Annotated in this window: 1 protein-coding gene; it reads right to left on the reverse strand. The window is 68.9% G+C overall.

The window, feature by feature from the left end:
* Positions 1 to 230: 230 nt before the first annotated feature.
* On the reverse strand, positions 231 to 2,031 hold a 1,801-nt coding region (locus QR77_RS14310), incomplete at its 5' end, for a PQQ-binding-like beta-propeller repeat protein (protein ID WP_078876668.1).

A 2,031-nucleotide genomic window follows, 5' to 3' on the forward strand; every position in this document is an offset into this window, starting at 1 on the left:
GCGGGTCCTGCGGGGCGCCGAAAGCGCCCTGCTGCCCCGGGGGTTGCTGAGGGGGTTGCTGCGGCTGCTGCGGGGGCTCCGGAGGCTGCTGGGGCGGCCTCGGGGGCTCGTTGGGGGGCGGCGGAGGTGGCGGCTGCGTCATGACGTACGTACCTCGAAGAAGGCTCGGGAGACAGACAGGTCTGCGGGACTGGGACGGAGCGAAAGGGCGAAGACCGGTACGGGAGACGTCAGTTGCTGAAGACCATCATGGTCTTCTCCTTCAGTTCCGAGTCGTCCTTGCCCCCGGCCAGGAAGGTCTCCATCAGGTAGTAACGGCCGTCCTGGTACGCCATGGTGCCGGAGAAAAAGGTGCTCTCGATCTCGGCCGTGGAGCTGGAGTGCTTCTGCACGATGGCGGGAGCGCCGCCGGTCGCCGCGATCGTCCCGACCTCGCCGCCCGTGTCGTAACCCGCAGGCATGTAGACGACGATCTTTCCGCCGTCCATCCGCAGCGGGTCCATCGTCCGGCCCGCCGGAGACTTCGAACGCCACTTCGCCTTACCGGTGTTGAGGTTGTAGGCGATGACCTCGTTGGTGGCGGACGTCGAGTCGTTGCTCGCAGCGGTCGACATGTAGAAGGTGTTGGCGTCGGCTGTCATGCCGATGCAGTCCTCAAGTGTCTTGTCCTGCAAGGTGAAGGTGCCCCCGCAGTTGACCGTGAACGTGTCCTTGCCGCCGGCCATGTGCGAGCGCAGCGTGCCGTTCGCGTTGAGCGCGAGGACGTTCCACTTCTTGTCGTCGTCGTAGTTCCGGATGGAGATGACGAGCGGGTTGGCCGAATAGACCTTGTCGACCTTCCAGTCCTTCGGAAGCTTGTACGTCCACTTGGCCTTGCCGGTGAGCGGGTCGATCTGCTGGAACTGGCCCTGCGGCGTGTTGGCGCCGTCGGGGCACAGCTCGGCGGCGTACAACTGGGGACCGCTGGTGAATCCGGTCGGCTGGCAGTCGCCGGGCACATTGCCGAAGAGGTGCTTGCCGTCGCTGACCTGGTAGCCGTCGGCGTTGCTGGTCCGGCCCACCGCCAGCGTGTTGCCGCTGATGGCGAGGGTCACATCGCTGAAGAGGTCGAAGTCGCCGTGCTGGGCGATCTCCTTCTTCCAGCCGGCCTTACCGGTGTTGAGGTCGATCATCTGCAACTGGTTGCAGTCGGCCCTGTCATCGGTGCCGTTCATGTACGCGAGAACTATCTTGCCGTCGGTGGTGGGCGCCTTGGGAGCGCCGCACACCTCACCCGCCACGGGCAGCGACCACTTGGGCTTGCCGTCGGTGACGGAGTAGGCCTGGATCTTCTTGTACATGGCCTTGATGACGGTGTCGCCGGCGAACCACGGTCCGAAGGCGTGGGATCCGAGGGAGGGCAGGTCCACATCGTTGGTCGCGACCCAGACCTTCGACTCCCCTGCTTTACGGCCCGCGTTGAGGTCGTCCTCGGCCGGCCGGCCGCCGCTGCCGTCACCGTCGTCGGGGCTGGCCGTGGCGGAGTCGTCGGGCCCGGGAGGCGTGGTCTTGGCCACGGCCGGCTCGTCCTTGCCGTCGTCACCGCTGAGCGCGAACCACGTACCGCCGCCGATGACGAGCAGTCCCGCGACCACGGCCGCGGTGATGAGGCCGGGCTTGCCGGAGAAGAACTTCTTGCCACCGCCGCCGGGGGGCGGGGTCGGGCCCCCCGGGAACTGCTGGGGCGGGTAGCCGCCGCCGTACGGGCCTGGCTGGGCACCGTAAGGCCCCGGCTGCTGGTAGGCCCCGGGCTGGGGACCGTACGGGCCGGGCTGGTTGTAGGGGCCGGGCTGCTGGCCGTAGGGGCCCGGCTGGTTGTACGGGCCGGGCTGGGCACCGTACGGGCCGGGCTGCTGCGGATAGCCGTAACCGGGCTGCCCCACGGGCGGCTGTCCCAGCGGCGGTTGGCCCATGGGGGGCTGCCCCGCGGGCGGGGTCGGCGGGACCTGGGGCGGTTGCGGCGGCATCTGCGGCGGGCCCGGCGGCTGCGGC

It is taken from the genome of Streptomyces sp. 150FB, assembly GCF_000818195.1.
Lineage (GTDB): Bacteria > Actinomycetota > Actinomycetes > Streptomycetales > Streptomycetaceae > Streptomyces.